Source organism: Gorillibacterium timonense (assembly GCF_001457415.1).
Taxonomy (GTDB): Bacteria; Bacillota; Bacilli; order Paenibacillales; family NBRC-103111; genus Gorillibacterium; species Gorillibacterium timonense.
The window spans coordinates 390245-406501 of record NZ_LN881724.1; the positions used below are offsets into that span (position 1 = coordinate 390245).

At 47.8% G+C, this 16257-nt stretch carries 10 protein-coding genes; 9 read left to right on the top strand and 1 reads right to left on the bottom strand.

Going from position 1 to position 16257, the window contains the following annotated elements; translation table 11 throughout:
• The first annotated feature begins 21 nt into the window (after positions 1-21).
• The 5 genes from BN2684_RS14490 (at position 22) to BN2684_RS14510 (ending at position 9604) form a co-directional block, all read left to right on the top strand.
• On the top strand, positions 22-2211 hold the full coding sequence (locus BN2684_RS14490; protein ID WP_058302885.1) for an McrB family protein: 2190 nt from the start codon (positions 22-24) through the stop codon (positions 2209-2211).
• Positions 2183-4606 (top strand): restriction endonuclease-like protein, encoded by a 2424-nt coding sequence (locus tag BN2684_RS14495; protein ID WP_058302886.1) that lies wholly within the window; start codon positions 2183-2185, stop codon positions 4604-4606. Before BN2684_RS14490 ends, BN2684_RS14495 begins: the two co-directional genes overlap by 29 nt.
• Before the next feature lie 26 nt (positions 4607-4632).
• Positions 4633-5508, top strand: a complete 876-nt coding sequence (locus BN2684_RS14500; protein ID WP_058302887.1) for an SMI1/KNR4 family protein — start codon at positions 4633-4635, stop codon at positions 5506-5508.
• 255 nt (positions 5509-5763) lie between these two features.
• A complete protein-coding gene (locus BN2684_RS14505) occupies positions 5764-7134 on the top strand; it encodes an MFS transporter (RefSeq protein WP_058302888.1) in 1371 nt (456 codons plus the stop codon).
• Between the two features lie 25 nt (positions 7135-7159).
• Complete coding sequence (locus tag BN2684_RS14510; protein ID WP_058302889.1) at positions 7160-9604, top strand: glycoside hydrolase family 3 C-terminal domain-containing protein; 2445 nt, start codon at positions 7160-7162, stop codon at positions 9602-9604.
• A gap of 13 nt (positions 9605-9617) precedes the next feature.
• Here the strand turns inward: BN2684_RS14510 and BN2684_RS14515 are convergent, their stop codons facing one another.
• Complete coding sequence (locus BN2684_RS14515) at positions 9618-10865, bottom strand: helix-turn-helix transcriptional regulator (RefSeq protein ID WP_058302890.1); 1248 nt, start codon at positions 10863-10865, stop codon at positions 9618-9620.
• Positions 10866-11493: 628 nt separating this feature from the next.
• Between BN2684_RS14515 and BN2684_RS24745 the strand changes: the two genes are divergently transcribed.
• The 4 genes from BN2684_RS24745 to BN2684_RS14535 all read left to right on the top strand — a co-directional run bounded on the left by BN2684_RS24745 (position 11494) and on the right by BN2684_RS14535 (position 16224).
• A complete protein-coding gene (locus tag BN2684_RS24745) occupies positions 11494-11697 on the top strand; it encodes a hypothetical protein (protein ID WP_058302891.1) in 204 nt (67 codons plus the stop codon).
• 122 nt (positions 11698-11819) lie between these two features.
• Positions 11820-12725, top strand: a complete 906-nt coding sequence (locus BN2684_RS14525; protein WP_058302892.1) for a carbohydrate kinase family protein — start codon at positions 11820-11822, stop codon at positions 12723-12725.
• Positions 12726-13005: 280 nt separating this feature from the next.
• The gene (locus BN2684_RS14530) at positions 13006-14166 is read left to right on the top strand and encodes an acyltransferase family protein (protein ID WP_058302893.1); all 1161 of its coding nucleotides are present in this window, start codon (positions 13006-13008) and stop codon (positions 14164-14166) included.
• Positions 14167-14430: 264 nt separating this feature from the next.
• On the top strand, positions 14431-16224 hold the full coding sequence (locus BN2684_RS14535) for an extracellular solute-binding protein (protein ID WP_082651982.1): 1794 nt from the start codon (positions 14431-14433) through the stop codon (positions 16222-16224).
• The last annotated feature ends 33 nt before the right edge of the window (positions 16225-16257 follow it).

Genomic DNA, 16257 nt, shown 5'->3' on the forward strand with positions numbered 1-16257 from the left:
GCTTTCAAAAGGAGCTCCTTCATGATCAAACAAGTTAGAAGCTGGTGGAAGGATACGGAGATCCCCGATCTTATCGGCCGCAAAAAAGTTGACTTCTCGATATTTCGAGATGGGACGCATGTCCCGATTGAGTTTCATTCAGAATTCCTTGAAGCCAATCAGGGTAAATTACCTACAGTAGGTAAGACACACAAAGTCACTCTGTATTGTGATAATGAGGTGTTTGAGGCCAATCTGATTAATATCAACCAGGTGGCGGCGGGGAGAGAAGCCTTGCAGTTACGCTACAACTCAAATAATTCTTTCAAGGACTATCTAGCCCATACTTTTTCTCACTCTTACCAATACATAATGAATCAGAGATTGTCCGATACATCTGGAGGAACCAAACAACAAATACTCGTTCCCGACGAGGAATCGGAGTACATCGAGTTCTACAAAACCGAAACACCTTATGTATACAAGATGAAGCTTCTGCCATATCACTCAATCCCAAATGTCTGGTGGGTAAACCAAGGTTCTACTATGGAAGTAGAGCATGCTGAAGGCATCCTATGGGCACCCCTAGCATCTTCGAATGGACGGGGCATGTACCACTGGGATACGATGGCAGAGGTAAAGAAGGGAGATATCGTTCTCCACTACGCTAATAAGGCTCTCCGATATGTCAGCTATGTAATCGAGCCTGCGATAATGGCAACTAAACCTGCTTCACTGGCATCATCAAACTGGGAAGAACAGGGGAGATTGGTTCGGACCGAATATGTGGAGCTTGTCCCTTCAATACGGCTAGAGCAATTCAATCAACAGATATTGCAGCTCAACATTAATCAAGGACCGATTCATTCCGTAGGTGGAGTAAAACAGGGCTACTTGTTCCGTTTTACAAGAGAAGCGATACAGAATATTCAAGCCCTCACTCCATCTGTGAATTGGCCAGACTTCGCAATTCTCGATGCCGAATACGATGTTGCAATATCTTCCACTGATCAAGAAACGGAGGTGATCCCCATTCTGCTTCCCACCGACAACCAAGTCTCCGCACACCTTCAACATATCAAAACCTACATTGTTCAGCGTGGTTTTTCCTTCCCCGAGCAGCTTATCGAGAATTTCTACTTGTCTTTGAAGACCAAGCCATTTGTCATTCTGGCGGGAATTTCGGGGACGGGGAAGACGCGGTTGGTGAAGCTGTTTGCGGAGGCAGTAGGGGCAGCGGAAGAGAACGGGCAGTACTCCCAAATTCCGGTCCGACCGGATTGGAGTGATCCGTCTGACCTGCTTGGCTATAAAGACCTGTCGGGCTTTTTCAAGCCGGGTCCCCTTACGAGAGTACTGGTCGAGGCAAGCAAGGAAGAGAATTGGCATAAGCCTTATTTTATCTGCCTGGATGAAATGAACCTGGCTCGTGTGGAGCATTATTTCAGTGACCTGCTCAGTATTCTGGAGACCCAGTCGTGGTGTGAGGAGACGATTCGGACCCAGCGCCTACTGACGGGAGCTTCTCTCGATAAACCGGAAGACCTCGAACGTTACGAGTCCTTATGCCTCCCGGAAAATGTCTTTCTCATCGGTACGGTCAACATGGACGAGACTACCCATCCGTTTAGCAAGAAAGTGCTGGACCGGGCTAACACGCTGGAGTTCAACACCATCGACTTGCTCCAATTCCCTGATCTCGAAGCGATAGGAATGGATCAAGTGGCTGCCCTTGAGGGATTGTCCCAACGGTTCCTTCGGGCGGATTACTTGCAGCTCATCGATGCCTACGCGTCCCATCAGGAACTGATCAAGCAAACCACCGATGAATTGGTGAAGATCAATGAGATCTTGGAGGAGATTCATGCCCATGTCGGCTTCCGAGTGCGGGATGCTGTCTGCTTCTATATGATCTATAACAAACGATTTGACCTAATGGAGCGGGATGCGGCTTTTGATTGGCAGCTCCTTCAAAAGATTTTGCCTCGTGTCCAAGGGAGTCACTCTTCTGTTCGTCGAGTTCTGCTGCGCTTAATGGAGGTGGCTCTCGGGAAAAACAGCGGTTATTCTATAAAAATGCCTTCTTTGATGGAGGACTCTTCTGAGCTTTATCGGAAGTGGAATGCTCAAGGGACGACTCTTACTGCGAAGTATCCCAACAGTGCACGCAAATTGGCCTTTATGCTCAGGAGGCTTGAGGAAGATGGATTCACTTCGTTCTGGCTTTCCTAATGTCACCGCCGAATTGCTTCGTGTTGAAACGGAGCTTTTTACTCTCTATATCAAAGGCCCTCCCTACCATCCCACAACGGAGACCTTCCAGCTTCACCGGACAGAGGATCATTCATGGGTTCCCTCACAGCTTCAAATCTATTCAGCAGAAGAGGTGGGAGCAGCACGAATTAAAGTGTTTTCTCCACTAGAGGATAATGTGGTGGAATGGAAGCTCGGAGAGCCTGTGTTCCCTTGCTTTTATGAAACCCAATCCTACGAGTTTGTCATTCTCAAAAAGGATGATAAGCCCTTATCTTTTTACCATGAAAGTGTCTTGTTAAGGCAGGCTGTGAAGCCACTAGGGGATTCGGTTCTCTCCGGCGTTTTGTCCTTTGGCAATGAAGTGGGTCTTACCGAATGGGAGATTCGTCGCGAGGGGCGGACGTTGCTTCGGGTGGAGATGGAGATTTTCCCATCCAAGATGGACTACAAGAAGGATTATCAGCTGATCTTGGCGGAGGTTAATGAGCAAATCTATAACTTGGCGTTCGATTTCCTTCGTCGTACCTATCAAATGACGGGGTTGCGAGAAACCACTCATCAAAGCTTGACGGAGTTTTACTCCATCCTACAACACGTCTTTCGTCAACTAATGGAGGCTGTTGAACGCATCAAGGGAGCTCCTCATCATAAGCTTCTCCATGAACAGCGACTTCTGGATGCTAGCCGAGTCAAAAAGGCAGGAAGAGCCAACATTCGAGAGCTAGCTAAACATCCGGAGCGGTTGTATGAAGATCCGAGGAATGGCTTCTTAACCCTGGGGGATAAGCGCTATTCCGCCACTCAGCTGATTGAGAATCGTAAGCGAATTTCGTTCGATACAGCAGAGAACCGGTTTGTCCGCTGGATGCTAGAAAGGATCGTGGAGAAGCTTAGGAAGCTACAGGCCAATAGGAAAGGGCAAAAGAAACGTACCCCAGATCCTTTGCTCGATAAGAGAATAGATTGGATGATCCATCAGGTGGGGAGAGTCCTAAAGGAAGACTTCCTACGGGAAGTTGGTCCCATGAAGCATATGTCGGTGAGTCTGGTTCTACAGATGGCACCAGGGTACCGGGAGATTTACCGCAGCTATCTTATGCTCACGAAGGGACTTTCCATCCAGAGCGATTTGCTCAGGCTCTCCATGAAAGATGTCGCTACATTGTATGAGTACTGGTGCTTCCTAAAGCTCAATCAACTGATGAGCCAGAAATACAAGCTGGTGAAGCAGGATATCATCAAGGTGAATCGGCAGGGGATCTTTGTCACTCTGGATACTCATAGATCCGTGAAAATGGAATATGAGCATCCTACAAGTGGAGAAACCTTTTTCCTTCATTACAATACTCTACCGGACCCAGGGCGATTGCCTACTTTGGGCCAGAAGCCAGACAATGTTCTCACCCTCCGTAAAAAGGATGCAGGCAAGATTAAGGAATACAACTATGTGTTTGACGCGAAGTATCGGATAAACCCCGCCTATGAAGGTAGCCCCTATGCGGGAAATTTTCATCAGCCAGGACCTACAGAGGAAGACATTAACACGATGCACCGATACCGGGATGCAATCGTCTATCAAGCGAAAGAGTCAGGCGACTTCGAGCGAAGCATGTTCGGGGCTTATGTATTGTTCCCTTATCATGATGAGGAGCGTTACAAGAGCCATCGTTTCTACAAGAGTATCGAGTTGATTAATATTGGGGCATTCCCGTTCCTGCCCAACTCGACGAAGCTTGTGGAGGCCTTCTTGGATGAGATCATTCAGGACAGTCCAGAGAAAGCTTATGAGCGCTCCACTCGTCCAACGGGAACGAAAGAGTACTTTGTGGACAAGTTCTCTGGGAAGAATATGCTGGTTGGCTCGGTTCGAGGCCCTGAGCAGGTGAAGACGGCACTCGAGCACTCTTTTTACCACATGCCGTTGAAAAATTTGTCAGATACGAAGCTGCTTACTCAACTTGAATATGTGGCGATGTGTCAGTCCCGCTCCAAGTTTGGAAGCTCAGACAAGTCAGGCATTCATTGGTTTGGGAAGATCGCAGACTGGAAGGTGGTTCGGCGCAGAGAAATCACCGAAGTACCCTGTCGTCGTGGCAAAGAAGATATCTTGTACGTGAAGTTCTCCATTGCTTCTTGGCAGCAACGAAAACCACCTATTGCTCTTGGTGACAATTGGATTTATAAGGTTCTGTTCACGACCAAATACATCTTTGATCGAGCGTTGGAGCTCGCGGAGCTTCGCCTGGAGACAGATGAAGATCTGCGAGAGTGGCGGGAGAAGCGCAGACGAGGACCGGTTAAAGTGAAATTGGATCATGAATATGTAGATTTAAGTAACGTCACGGGTGTTCAACCCTATTCAAGAGAATAAGTCAAATGCTACTGGAGGCCCATCCCATGTCCTTTTTCACCCGATGGAGAAAGAAAAAAGAACACCCATCCACGCGCCCGAGCTTCGCTCCCTTGTCCCCGGAACATGCAGCCTACCTTCGCAATCTGGTGCAACGAGCCGGAGAGGTTGACCCGACCCGGGAGGTGTTCGGTTCCGCCAAGCATCAGTACCAGTTGAATCCGGTCCTCCCGTTGGATGAGGTGAGGAAATATGAAGAGCGCCATCAAGTCCAACTGCCGGAGGAGTATGTCTTCTTCCTGACCCAGGTGGGCAATGGCGGAGCGGGTCCTTATTATGGGATCTATTCGCTGGAGAGGACGGGGAGCAATGAGGAATACACGAGGTTGTGCGGGCAGCCGGCCTGGATCAACGAGGCGATGACCAAGGATAGCTGGGCCGAGAAAATGAATCTCATGGAAGATGCAGATGACGATACCTATGATCGTTTGCATGATGAGATTTTTGGCGGCTTCAATCTCATTGGCACTCAGGGCTGCACCTATGACAACCTGCTGATGAACACCGGCTCCTGGAAGGGAATGATGGTGTACATCGATTGGAACCTGGAGCCCGAGTACGGTCCCTTTTTCACCGGAATGAGCTTCCTGGACTGGTATGAGAGCTTCTTTCAGGAATTGATAGCGGGCCATCGATTGAGTTCGTATGGGTACGTCCGACTGGGGTCAGACGAAGAGCTGATCACAGCGTACCGAGAAGTAGCGCAAGAGGAGCAAGATTCGATCCTCCGCAGCTTCTTCCGGTTCAATACGGTTCGGACGGAGACCCTCCAATTTCTGAAAGGGATCGAGGACGAGCGGCATGAGGAGCGGCGGAAAAATTTGCTGGAGCATTTCGAGAAACAGATGGCGGGGAAGGGATAAGCACCCTCACAGGAAGTATGGTACCGATATGAACACCCCCGTTCATTCCGTCCATGTGGCATCGGCTCGGTCATAACCTATCTATCCTTGCATGTTCCTCTCACGAAGAGATGATGGCTTCAATCATCATCTCTTTTTCTTTTGCAGAAGAAAGGGCAATCCTGATACAAATAGGGAAAACCTGATATTTTGCAACCGCTCTCTATGCTATGGTGAACGCATAGGAAGGAAATATGAGTGCAGAGGGATGGGGCTATGGAGAAGGTTAAGAAACGGGAAAAGCTAGCGTACGGCTTAGGTGACCTGGGTAACAATGTGGCCTATGGCGCCATGGGGTTTTATTTGGTCTTCTTTCTCACGGATGTTGCCGGACTCTCCCCTTTATGGGCAGGAGCGATCTTCATGATCGTTCGAATGTGGAACGCGGTTTTTGATTTAATCAGTGGAGCCGTATCTGACCGTACTCGAACGCGGTTTGGAAGAAGAAGGCCCTATTTGCTTTATGGAGCCATCCCGTTAAGCCTGAGCTTTGCCCTTCTCTGGCAGCTCTTTTTTCAAGAGACGGATCACATGATTCTTTACTATACCCTAACCGGGATCTTGTTCAGCATCACGTACTCCCTGGTATCCATCCCTTATAATTCGCTGTTACCGGAGATGTCTCAGGACTATGACGAACGAACCAGCATTTCCGGCTATAAGATGGCCCTTTCCTTTATCGGTTCGTTAGTATCTGCCATGGGCGTAACGCTGATTGTGGATACGATCTATCCCGGCAAAACCATGTATGCGGTCAGCTATCCCGTTATGGGGCTGGTGCTGGGAGCGGTAATCGCCGTATGTGTTTTGTTGGCTTTTGCAGGGACTAAGGAGCGCGTAGAACCAAAAGCGCCTGTTGCCGATAACGGATTCTGGAAGACGATTCTCTCGCTGTTTAAGTTGAGGGAATACAGGCTGGTGCTGGGCGTGTTTATCGGCAATATGCTAGGCTTCGATGTCATTATGGCACTCTACATCTACTTTATGAAATATGCACTGAAGGTATCGAGTGACATCAGCTACATCTTTATGGCGATCCCGCTTGTCGTAGCGGTTGCTGTAACGCCCCTGTGGGTTCATTTGAGCAACAAGATGGGAAAACAGAAAACCTACATTCTCTCCGCACTCTATTTCTTAATCCCCCTCATCAGCTGCTTGTTCCTGCCGGAAGGAAATATGGTCCTCATCGTCGTGGTGATCGTGTTCATCGGGGTGGGCTTATCCGCTTCCCAGGTATTGACCTTCTCCATCCTGCCTGATGTGGTCGAAGTGGATGAACTCAAGAACGGAGTAAGGCGAGAAGGAATGATTTATGGTTCCACCATGTTTTTCTACAAAATCAGCTCGGCCGTCATGGTCGCCGTCGTCATGTATGCCATGGGGTTGTTCGGCTATGTGGAAAGTGCCGGAGACGCTATCGAAGCGCAACCCTCCAGTGCTGTTTGGGGAATCCGCCTGTTGATTAGCTGCGTACCGGCATTGTGCTTTGTGTTGTCCGCACTCTTTGTGAGGAAGCTTCCCTCTGGAAAAGCCGCCTTTGATCAAATCAAGCAATCCGTTGCCGATAAGAAGGAATGCAAAAGCTAGGAGTCATCTAGGAGAGGTGAGAGGGATGAATCAGCATCACTTGAAGCAAAGGGCGAAAGAGCTGGTCGAGAGAATGACCCTGGAGGAAAAAGCGAGCTTATGCTCGGGACGGGATTGCTGGACACTCAAGCCAATAGAACGGTTGGGCCTTGAATCCATTGTGATGATGGATGGTCCTCATGGCTTGAGAAAGCAGATTGGCGAGGGAGATAACCTTGGCATCGGGGATAGCGTTCCTTCCGTTTGCTTCCCAACCGCTAGTGCGACAGCCTGCAGCTTTGACCGAGAGTTGTTGCATGAGCTCGGAAAAGCCATGGGAGAGGAATGCGTACAGGAAGGGGTTTCTATTCTCTTGGGACCGGGAGTCAATCAAAAGAGAAGCCCCCTGTGCGGGCGCAACTTCGAATATTTCAGCGAAGATTCGCTAGTTTCCGGGGAGCTTGCGGCCAGTATGATTCAGGGCATCCAGAGCACGGGAACAGGGGCCTCCTTGAAGCATTTTGCCGTCAACAATCAGGAGAAACGGAGAATGTCGGTTAGTGCCGTCGTCGATGAACGAACCTTACGGGAAACCTATCTCAAGGCCTTTGAGATTGCCGTAAAAAAAGGAAAGCCGGATACGGTCATGTGTTCCTACAACAAGCTGAATGGCGAGTACTGCAGCGAAAATAAGTACCTGTTAACGGATATTCTCAGAGAGGAATGGGGATTTGAAGGGGCGGTGATCTCGGACTGGGGAGCAGTCCATAACAGAGCCTTGGGTGTTCAGGCCGGGCTTGACCTTGAGATGCCGGGGAATGACGGATACAACGATGCGAAGGTAGTGGAAGCCGTAAGGAATGGGACGCTTGCCATAGAAGCTCTCGATCAGACGGCTTGCCGGGTTACGGAACTGATTTTAAAGGGGATGGAAAATCGTAAGGAAGGATACCGGTATGATGTCGACAAGCATCATGAGCTGGCCGTGAAGGCGGCGGCGGAGTCCGCGGTCTTGCTGAAAAATAAAGGGAACCTGCTGCCCGGAAATCCAAAGCAGAAGGCCGCCGTTATCGGGCTCTTCGCTAAGAAGCCAAGATACCAGGGAGCCGGCAGCTCCAGGCTGCATCCGATCCAGGTGGATACGGCATGGGATGAGCTGACGGCATTGGGGCTGGAGGCCGACTATGCACAGGGATACAGTGTGGAGGCAATCGGCAGGAATGGCAAGGCAACGCTTGAACAGGACCAATGGATCAGGGAGGCCTGCGAGACGGCTAGGGATAAGGACATTGTCTATCTGTTTGTCGGGCTTACCGAAGGCTACGAATCAGAAGGCTTTGACCGAACGACGATGTCCATGCCCGAGGAGCATAATCGACTGGTCGAGGCGGTGTGCGCCTGCAATCCCAATGTAGTGGTGATTCTATCAGGAGGCGCCCCTATGGAGCTTCCCTGGCTGAGCAAGGTTAGAGCGGTCTTACTGGGTTATCTAAATGGAGAAGGCGGGGGGAAAGCCATTGCTCACCTCCTGCTCGGTATTTCCGTCCCTTGCGGAAAGCTGGCCGAGACCTGGCCGATGAAGCAAGAGGATGTTCCATGCGATCGTTATTTTCCCGGCGGAAGGCTTACTGTTGAACACAGAGAGAGCATTTATGTGGGATATCGCTATTATGAGAAGGCGGGAAAGCCGGTACAGTTTCCGTTTGGACATGGTCTATCCTATACCGAATTCCGCTATTCGAATCTTCGAATAGACCGCTCCGAATGCCACTATGGAGAGAAGCTGATGCTGACCTTTCAGGTTACCAATGTCGGAGGGGTTGCGGCGAAGGAAACAGCCTTTCTCTTCGTGGCCCACGAGAACGACAACGTCTTTTTACCGAAGAAGGAGCTTATTGAATTTGGTAAGGTCGAGCTTCAGCCTTGGGAAACCAAAGAGCTTTCGGTAACGGTGGATACCCATTCCTTCGGATACTACAATACGAAGATAAACGATTGGTATGCGGAAAGCGGTGACTATCTTCTTCTGGTCGGAGGAGCCTTGGATAAGACGGTGTTACAGGCTTCTCTGCATCTGACAAGTCCGATGAAACCACAGCCAGATCTAAAGAGTACGGCTCCTTCTTACTTTGCTCTGGAGAACAAGCCGTTTGAAGTAAGTCATGAGGAGTTTGAAGCTTTGTATGCAAAGAAGCTGCCGGTTAGCGATAGCCGGGCCAGGAGACCCTTTACGGAGAACAATACCTTGGAAGATATCCAGCACACGTTCATTGGCAAGCTGGTGATCGCCTATGCAAACCGAATGGCGGCCGAGGTGACGAAGGACTCCCCTGAACAAAAGGGCATGATGTTAGCCATGTTCATGGAGATGCCGTTTTTTGCTATGGTATCCTCGGGGGAAGGAATGATATCGGAGCGTATGATGCACGGAGTTATCGATCTGCTGAACGGCCAGTATGGAAGAGGAATCCGGAGATTACTCGGAAAATAAGTTTCCTGGAGCCCTATCGGTTTGATTTGGAATGAAGGTCCCGGAATTTTTTTGGGGTTAGCCCCACCCGCCTCTTGAAGACGGAGATAAAGTAGCTTTGCGAGGAGAAGAACAAAGATTGGCTGATATCGCTGTAGGACATTTGGGAGTAGATTAGCAGCTCCTTTGCCTTGTTGACTCTCGTTTCCTCCACAAAGGAGCGGATCGTCTGCCCGGTTTCTTTTTGAAAGAGGAAAGAAAGGTAATGAGGCGTCAGGTTCACTTCCTTGGCAAGAGCAACCAGGCTGACTTTTTCTTGACGGTTCCCGGTGATGGACTCGATACATTTCCTTATGGCTGCGGAATATTTCGGATGGATTAAAGCCTTTGCCTCGGAGACATGTCGGGTAAAGTCCATTGCCATTTTTTCATTGACGGCATGTAATTCATAGAGCGTACGGCAAGCTTCCATTCTTTTTATATACAGGTCGCTTAACGTAAAAGCGGTCTCTTCATCCAAACCGCCTTCTATGGCATATCTCGTTGCCAGCGTTGTATTCGAGATGCACCCATAGAACAGTTGACGTACAGGATTCGAATGGTTGGACATGTTGCCGTACTTGATGTCAGGAAGGGTTCGGTAGAGGGATTCCAGCATCGTCAGGTCGCCCTCTTTGATGCAAGTCAACAAAGCGATTTCATGACTGTAGGGAGTGTGGGCCCTGTACTCTTCCTGGTGATCAAAAAGGTCAATGATCAGGGCATTGCGGAATGAATCGGTCAGGTTTGATAGCTTGTAGCTGCAGATTTCTTCATAGCTAAGGGTGGAGTTCTTCATGAGCAGTAGCATGATTCGCAAGCAGGAGCTAAAGGAGTTCAGAGAGACGACCGGTAGATTGTCAACGAGCAGGTTCAAGTCTTTGCCCTTCATAGCGGAAGAAAAGGACAGTGTTTTCATTTCAGCAGCCTGATAAATACTAGATAAAAGCATAGGGCCGCCAACCAGATAGTAAGGTTCATTCATTCGCTCAAAGGTGAAGAGGTAGTACAGCTCTTTTTCATAACACAGGATATCGAAGGAGGGATCGGGGCTCATGGATATCAAACTCTGGATATGGGCTGCCAACGACCCTTTCAAGTGCTCAGGAATGTCATAAAAAAAGGAATGCTGCAACTCTAGCGTGTGATGAAAGATCCATATAGGGGTTCGATGGTAGTCAAAGAAAGCTTGAATAATCGCTTCTTCCTGTGCAGGTAACAGATGAATCGCCTTCTTTTCCATGATCGTGGAGTGTCTTCTCTAGAAAATAAATCATTCGATCGAATTCATGGGTTTTGATTGCATAATCATCTGCCTCCGGAATAAATTTTTTATGAAAAATTTCTCGGAGTATACTATAGGCAATTCTCACTTTCCTCCTTTCGTGAAGCTGATTTTCCTGTTCACCATTGGATTGTCTACATTAGATTAGTCATACTTCCTGTGCGTAGAAAACTTGTAAAGGAACTCCCAATACGGATCTGCAAATCCACTTTCAGCCATGACGGATTGATTGAATTCAGTTACTGATAGTTAAAAACTATCGATATCAAAAATGGACTCGACTCAGAACGGTGTCATCGTCACATCATATAATGGCTCATGCTTAATTTCTAAATACTTGTTCGTTTCTATTGATCTGTTTCTTATTCGACAAACGGTTCGTTTTCCCCTACCAATGATTGCTAAGAGCTTTGATTCAACTTAGATAGTACGTCCAACATGCGGTCAAAAACACCAGCTTTTTCCCACCGACAGAAACTGCTGCATAATTTACAATAGAGAATACTATTAATGATAACAAGAAGTACGACTATCCTGACTGGTAAGATGCTTGGAATCATTTTGACTATACTTGGGAGAAACGCCGATGACACATAAAGCATTAGTAGAGCATTTACAGGAAGAAATGAAGATGGGGCATAAAGAAGGGCTGTACCATCAGACCATATTAAGCTTGCCTTTAATTCCAACCGGATCGAAGGCAGTCGGTTATCTGAGGATCAGACCCGGTACATTTGATATCAGCAACATGTTTTGCTCCACGAATATTGCTTTTGAAGCAGGCTTTTAGGATTAGGTTTGGAGCCCGAACTCAAATCTTGTGCAAGTTGCTCTCTTGGGATAAATTGAAAAGAGATCCATGTTGTAGCGGCATTCGCCGAAAACTAAAAAATCCGATTGAGGTGGATAAGGATGCAGAAGTATGAAGTGTATCTGTATGGAATGACGCTGGTCACGACCATGTACTTGCTAAAAGGTGATTTTCCGGAAGCGGATGATTACTGCGAGATCAGGGAGAGTCACGTTTTGCCCGGAGGTGAAACCGGGAGTTGTTCGATCGTATTGGCATCACTGGGGTGTTCGGTCAAGGTGGACGGTAACTACCAGGGGAGGAAAACGATGGAGTTGCTGCAAAAGCATCTCGTTGGACGATTCGAGGTGGATATGACGCGGGTTTTTGAGGATCTGACGTTCGATGGCGTAGAGGATATGGTGATCATCGGCGGGCATACAAGAAACTGCTTTGGTACCTTTAATGCCTATTTTTCCGCCCCCGTGAGAAGGTGGAGTACACCGGTTAGAGAAGATATCGCGAATGCGGAAGTCGTGGGGCTTGACCCCTTTTTTATGGAGCAATCCGAACTTACCGCACGAATCTGTCATGAGCTTAACAAAAAATATGTTACCATCGATTGCCGCCCCGAAACCGTTATGCATCGGTACTGCGAGGTAAATGTCGTGTCTAGCGAGTTTCTGAGAAGTACATACCCCGATCAGAACGCGGATGATGTGTTCAAAACTTATACGGACAGCACAGAGGGGCTTGTTATCTTCACCTTCGGATCAAGAGAAATCATGTATGGTAGAAAAAACGAACCCATTCGCCGCATCACGCCCTACAAGGTAGAGGTGGAAAGCACGCTGGGAGCAGGAGACAGCTTCAAGGCCGGTGCCATTTACGGTGTTTTCAAGAAAATGTCGGATGAAGATATCGTGAAATTCGCGGCAGCGACGGCAGCGACGGTGTGCAGCCGCTTTCCGCTTGCGTTGAATCCTCCAACGCTTGAAAGCATTACCGAGCTCATAAACCATGTTTAACGAACGGCTACCAATTATTTATCCCAAATAACAGCCTCGCTTTGCGAAGAAGCGGGGTTTCTTTGTGCGGATATCTATTTGCAGACAATAAGGTGCCCAAGAGAAGGTTTAAGATAAAGAAATCCACTCGGAGGAAGGAGATCAAACGGGGAATTCCGTCATCCACACCGGCGTTCTTTATCAGGATGAAGGGAAGTCCATTCTCGCTACTTGATCGATTCTTCGCTATCGAGTATTCTTTATAGAGTGTCGTTCTCTATAAAGAACAGAGGTGAGATCTTTGAAAACTCGATTAGAGGAATTAGATTCGTTGCGTGGCATTGCTGCAATTTCAGTTATCTTGGCGCATATTTCGATCATTCTTCCGGCATCCAACATTTTTGAGAAAATCAATTACACACCGCTACACATTTTTTGGCTAGGGCATGAATCGGTAATCTTATTTTTTGTTCTCAGCGGCTTTGTATTATCGCTGCCATTTTTCAAAAAGAGTCAGTTAGGCTACAAAGACTATTTAATAAGGCGTATTTGTCGAATCCTCATCCCTAGCGTTGTGTCAGTAATCCTTGCGCTATCCTTAATGAAAATCATATCACCTGCAGGTATTCCCGGACTTAGCCGTTGGTTTAATGATATATGGACAGAACCCTTATTTATGCAATCCATTGTTAATCACTTCTTTGTACTTGGCGAATTCAATACGATGAGGTTAAACCCTGTTATCTGGTCATTAATACATGAATTAAGGATTTCGATCCTCTTTCCATTCCTCATGCTTCTGGTATTGAAGACAGGGTGGAAGAAAAACCTTGCACTCGTTCTCTCCATACCTCTTCTATATTTCCTATCCTATTATGTTTGCCTTAAGGTTTTTTCGTATGACCTAACGATTTTCCGGGGAGGGTACTCTTCTTACAGCCTAACCCCCCACTATATGGCCTTCTTCCTTCTCGGGGCGTTGCTAGCTAGATACAAAGACCACATCCGTATAATCTACAACAAACTCAATCTATTGCTTCGTTCCATCCTATTCGTATTTGGTTTCGTATCTTACCTGTATGTTTGGCTCATCTTACCGAATAATAATATGCTGCACATTTTTATAATGAACGATTGGATGATTGCACTGGGTTGTGTAGTCTTTATTGTCTTTGGGCTCAATTCTAGAGTGATGAGCAGAATTTTACTTTTTAAACCGATTCATTTTGTAGGGAAAATATCCTACAGTATTTATCTGTATCACATGATTGTCATTCTTACTCTAACCTATGCTTTAAATCACGTGGTTCCGATTGAGATAAGCTTAACGATCTCATTCGTAGTGACATTTGTGGTTGCTACGCTTATGTATTATCTTGTTGAATTACCTGCGATAAAGCTAGGAAAACGTTTGACCAAAAAGAATGAAGCGAAACAACCCCACCTGCAAGCGGAGTTTTGATTACAGAAAGATAAATTTAACTCTTCATCAAAATGTGAAATCACCTTCACTCTCCCAATAACCGCAGACGGGACATTTTTATACAGTTTGACAGTAGAACATCTCAGATAGCTTGTTTTCATCCACGATCTCCGAGAACTGTTCTTCAACAATCCCAATAAATGTTCGTTTTACGATATCAAGTTAAAAATAGAATATATACTCACTCTCCCCGAGTCCATATAATTTGAAGTGTTCCGTCAATGTCATGGAAAGGGGTATTTTATGAGGAGATATGCGAAGGCTGCAAGCTTATTGACACTTGCTGTTGTAATTGGAATGTTGCCGACATTATCTGCTTGCACAAAGGACAACAGTAAGAGCTCTGCGAGTCCGACCGCTTCACCCAGCAGTTCAACCGTAGCAACGCAAACCGACAAACCGGTAGAGAAGACAGAATTATGGAATCAGAAGTTTGATCCTCCCGTTACGATCACGACGGCCATTATCGATGATGGCACTTCGCGGGGGAATGCGTTTAAGCCCGGAGAGTCGATGCAGGACAACGCGAACCTCACCTGGATGAAAGAAAATCTCGGAATCAATGTGAAATTCGATTTCATTGTAACGAAGCCGGAGGATTACAACACGAAGCTGCGTCTTCTGCTGTCCAGCGGGGCTAAGCTGCCCGATGCGTTCGCAGCTGCCGGAGATCCGCTGCAAAGCTTGCTCGCGGCCAATAAACTGATGCCTCTGGACGATGCTATCGAGAAGTATGCGCATCCGGAATACAAGAAGCTGTTGGAGAAGTTCGGCTATGCGTTAGGCGAAGTCAAGAAGGATGGAAAGATTTACGGGGTGCCTGCTTTCTTCATGGGTGATGAAGGCACCGTGATGTGGATTCGCAAAGACTGGCTCGACAATCTGGGCCTTCAAGCGCCGAAAACCTTGGATGAATTTGAAAACGTTCTCAAGCAATTCACGGAAAACGACCCCGATAAGAACGGACAGAAGGATACGATCGGGTTAGCGGTGCCGCTGAAGGAAGGCCCGTGGACGTGGATGGGACAGACGGACGCGATCTTCTCCGCCCTCACCGATCAAATGATCAATACGTACGACGTGAGCTTGTTCTGGAACAAGGGAGCAGACGGCAAGTTAAGCTATGGAGCGATCCACCCGGACGCCAAGCTGTATTTGGAGAAGATGCGGGATTGGATGAGCAAAGGCTACATCGATAAAGAAGCTGGAATTAAGGATCCTTCGAAGGCCGCCGAATTGACAGCCAGTGGCAAAGCCGGCATCATGTTTGGGCCGTTCTGGATGGGAGATTGGCCGCTTGGAGACGCCACCAAGAATAATCCGGCCGCCGATTTCGAGCCGTATGCACTTCCGACCGGTCCGACCGGATTGGTGGGACGCGCGGAGAAGCCGATCGTTCAGGGCTTCACGGTATTCAACAAAGATTTCAAAGATATCGAAGCCTGGTTCGCGTACTTTAACAAGGTATTCGCCAAGAAGTTGGAGCAGGCCGGCGATCCGTACTTCGATCCGCGTTGGAAGGACGGTTATCTCGAGGGCTACGATTACGTGAAATACAACGGGAAGATCATCAAGAGCAACTACGAAGCGGCAGGCGTCCCGGCTGACCAATGGCCATTGAAGGACGGCGCCACGATTGATATTCGATACATGATGACGAATATTCTCGGCAACTTTACGAGCATTCCGCACTCCAACACGGAAGCGGTTAAGAAATTCTTGGCCGATCCGAACGCTGAGCCCGCAACGTCCATTGAAATGGATACCAAGCAATTGAAGAAGCGGCAACTGGATGCCGCGGGCATTCGGATTAATCAGACCGTCAACGAAGGCAAAAACTATTACACCGGTCCGATGACGCCGACGATGAAATCGAAGGGCGAATTGCTGAAGAAGCTCGCTACCGAAAGCTATCTCAAAATCATCTATGGCGAGAAACCGATTGAGTACTTCGACGAATTCGTCAAACAGTGGCTCGATAACGGCGGACAGAAAATTACCGATGAAGTCAACGAATGGTATGCGAAGAATCAGTAAGAATCGCTGATTGGATTTGATAGAGAAGGAATT

Coding starts and splice junctions, on each gene's coding strand:
- BN2684_RS14505 (WP_058302888.1), top strand. CDS start 5,764: ATGGAGAAGGTTAAGAAACGGGAAAAGCTAGCGTACGGCTTAGGTGAC.
- BN2684_RS14535 (WP_082651982.1), top strand. CDS start 14,431: ATGAGGAGATATGCGAAGGCTGCAAGCTTATTGACACTTGCTGTTGTA.
- BN2684_RS14510 (WP_058302889.1), top strand. CDS start 7,160: ATGAATCAGCATCACTTGAAGCAAAGGGCGAAAGAGCTGGTCGAGAGA.
- BN2684_RS14515 (WP_058302890.1), bottom strand. CDS start 10,865: ATGGAAAAGAAGGCGATTCATCTGTTACCTGCACAGGAAGAAGCGATT.
- BN2684_RS14525 (WP_058302892.1), top strand. CDS start 11,820: ATGCAGAAGTATGAAGTGTATCTGTATGGAATGACGCTGGTCACGACC.
- BN2684_RS14490 (WP_058302885.1), top strand. CDS start 22: ATGATCAAACAAGTTAGAAGCTGGTGGAAGGATACGGAGATCCCCGAT.
- BN2684_RS14500 (WP_058302887.1), top strand. CDS start 4,633: ATGTCCTTTTTCACCCGATGGAGAAAGAAAAAAGAACACCCATCCACG.
- BN2684_RS24745 (WP_058302891.1), top strand. CDS start 11,494: ATGACACATAAAGCATTAGTAGAGCATTTACAGGAAGAAATGAAGATG.
- BN2684_RS14495 (WP_058302886.1), top strand. CDS start 2,183: ATGGATTCACTTCGTTCTGGCTTTCCTAATGTCACCGCCGAATTGCTT.